At 69.1% G+C, this 2,559-nt stretch carries 3 protein-coding genes; all 3 read right to left on the minus strand.

Annotation, left to right across the window (positions count from 1 at the left end; translation table 11 throughout):
• Positions 1–404, minus strand: a 404-nt coding sequence (locus tag WA965_RS19715; RefSeq protein ID WP_526447982.1) for a DUF779 domain-containing protein, incomplete at its 3' end; no start/stop codon positions are given.
• A gap of 1 nt (position 405) precedes the next feature.
• Positions 406–1,725, minus strand: a complete 1,320-nt coding sequence (locus tag WA965_RS19720; RefSeq protein ID WP_526302777.1) for a GAF domain-containing protein — start codon at positions 1,723–1,725, stop codon at positions 406–408.
• 23 nt (positions 1,726–1,748) lie between these two features.
• A complete protein-coding gene (locus WA965_RS19725) occupies positions 1,749–2,555 on the minus strand; it encodes an acetoin reductase (RefSeq protein ID WP_526447983.1) in 807 nt (268 codons plus the stop codon).
• Positions 2,556–2,559: the final 4 nt, after the last annotated feature.

Here is a 2,559-nt window from a genome sequence, read left to right on the forward strand (position 1 = left end):
CCGCGTTCGTAGTCCGCGCCGGTGACCGGCGCGGCCGCTTCCAGTGCGCCGTTCTCGTCCGCGGTGAACGCCCGGCCACGGGACAGGAAGCGTTTGCCTTCGGGCGCCTCCAAGCTGAACCCGCCGCCGCGGCCGGGCACCACGTCGATCACCAACTGGGTGTGCTTCCAGGCGTCGAACTGGGGACCGGAGATCCAGACCGGCACACCGTCGCCGACGTCGAGCACCGCCAGCAGGATGTCGCGGTCACCGACGATGAAGTCGCCGTCGGGGTAACACATCGGCGACGATCCGTCGCAGCAGCCACCCGACTGGTGGAACATCAGCGCGCCGTGGCGCTGCTGCAGACTCCGCAGCAGGTCGACGGCGGCTTCGGTGACCAGTGCGCGATTGGGAGTGTCCACGTCAGCCATTGTCCTCCACGAGGTTCTGCGGCACGCCCCCCATTCGGACAGTCCTGACCGCGGGCGCCGTCGACGGCGGCAGCAGCATGCGGCGGTCGTCGGGATAGCGGATGTCGAGGTGCACCGATCCGCCGAAGCGATACGGCTGCGCGGCGAGCAACCCGGCAAACTGTTTACGCAGCCGCGACATCTCCGCACGCACCGTCACCACCCGCGACCGGTCTCCGTAGAGATCTTCGGCCAGTTGCGGCGCCGACCGACCCTGCGGCGAAATCGCCAGGGCGAGAAGGATTTCGGCGTGCCGCAGCGACAGATCATGCCGCCAGCTACCGGACTCGCCGGTCACCCGCAGTGACGCCGTGTCGGGGTTGCTGAAATCCAACATCACCTGCGACACGTGGTCGGAGTCCGCCCCGTCGTCCCCGATCGCAGGCCGCACCAGCCATCCGCCGGGCAGGGGTTCGACCGCACACAGCCCGAGCGTGGCCAACCGCACCCGGCCGGGCACCAGCTGTTCGGGCAGCAGAATCCGATTGTGCAGCGGCATCGCGTCGACGGCGGCGACCCAACCGTCGGTGTCGACGGCCAGAGCCGGGCTGCCCATCCGCGCAAGAATCGGCGCCGCGAACGCCCGCAGCCTGTTCAGCGTGCGGTCATGCTCCTGACGCAGTTGCGACTCGGCCAGCCGGGCGACCGCGTCCACCAGCGCGATGGTCGTCGGGTGCACGGTCGGCGCCGGACCGGACACGTCGACGACGCCGATCACCTGCCCGGTTCTCGGATCCCGGATCGGCGCGCCCGCACAGGTCCACGAATGATGGCTGCGCAGGAAATGCTCGGCGGAGAACACCTGCACCGCCCGCTGGGACACCAGCGCGGTGCCGATGGCGTTGGTCCCCACCGAACCCTCACCCCAATTGGCGCCTTCGACGAACCCCAAGCGGTCGGCGTTCATCAGCACCGCGGGAGAGCCTGAGCGCCACAGCACCCGGCCCTTCGCGTCGGCGACCACGAGGATGTTCGCACCCTCGGCGACCAGCGACTCGAGGCCGTGGGAGATCTCGTCGAGCACCTCCATCAGCCCGGACGCACGCCGCAGCATCTCCAGGGCGCCCGTCTCCACCACCGGTTCGGTGCCGACGTCGGGGTCGATCCCGCGGGCGATCAGCCGCTGCCAGGAATCGCCGATCACCTCACGCGGCCGGGCCGGCGCGCGGTGGCCCGCCATCGTCGCGTCGTACACAGCCGACATCAACCGCGCGTAGCTGCGCGGATCCTCACCGACGGCCACTGCGGGTTCAGGCACGGGCGAACCTTGCATCGGTGCCCAGTGTGCGCCGCATCTCAGCGGTAAACCAGGCCGCCGTCGATGAGACCGGCCTGCCCGGTCATGTAGTCGGCGTCCGGGCCGGCCAGGTAGGACACGAAGCCCGCCACATCGTCGGGCGTCTCGGCCCGGCCCAGCGCGATGCCGCCGACGAACTTGTCGTAGGTCTCGCCCTCTGCGGCGCCGGTCAGTTCGGCGAAGCGCTTGTCGATCTCGACCCACATGTCGGTGCCGACGACACCCGGGCAGTACGCGTTGACGGTGATGCCGTCGGCCGCATGTTCCTTGGCGGCGGCCTGGGTGAGCGCTCGCACTGCGAACTTCGAGGCGCTGTACACGCCCAGCATGGCGAAACCGTCGTGGCCGGCGATCGACGACGCATTAATGATCTTGCTGACTCGTCCCTTCTCGGCGTTCCCCAGTTTCTTGAACTTCGCGACGGCGGCCTGGGTGCCCCACAGCACGCCGTTGACGTTGATCGACCAGACCCGGTTGACCTCCTCGGCCGTGACCTCCGCGATCGGTCCGACCAGGGCGATCCCGGCGTTGTTGACCATGATGTCCAGCCCACCCAGCGCACCGGCGGCATGGTCGACTGCGGCGAACACCTGCTCGCGATCACTGACATCAGCGACAAAGGTGGTTGCCTTGCAACCGATCTCGGTGATCTCGTCGGCGACGGCGTTGATCCCCTCGGACCGGACGTCGACGAGCGCGATGTCGGCGCCGTCGCGCGCGAGTCGCAGCGCGATCCCGCGACCGATCCCGCGGGCGCCACCGGTCACCAGAGCGACCTTTCCCGTCAGAGCCCCGTCTGCTGTCATGCCT

Source organism: Mycobacterium sp. (assembly GCF_049683935.1).
GTDB lineage: Bacteria > Actinomycetota > Actinomycetes > Mycobacteriales > Mycobacteriaceae > Mycobacterium.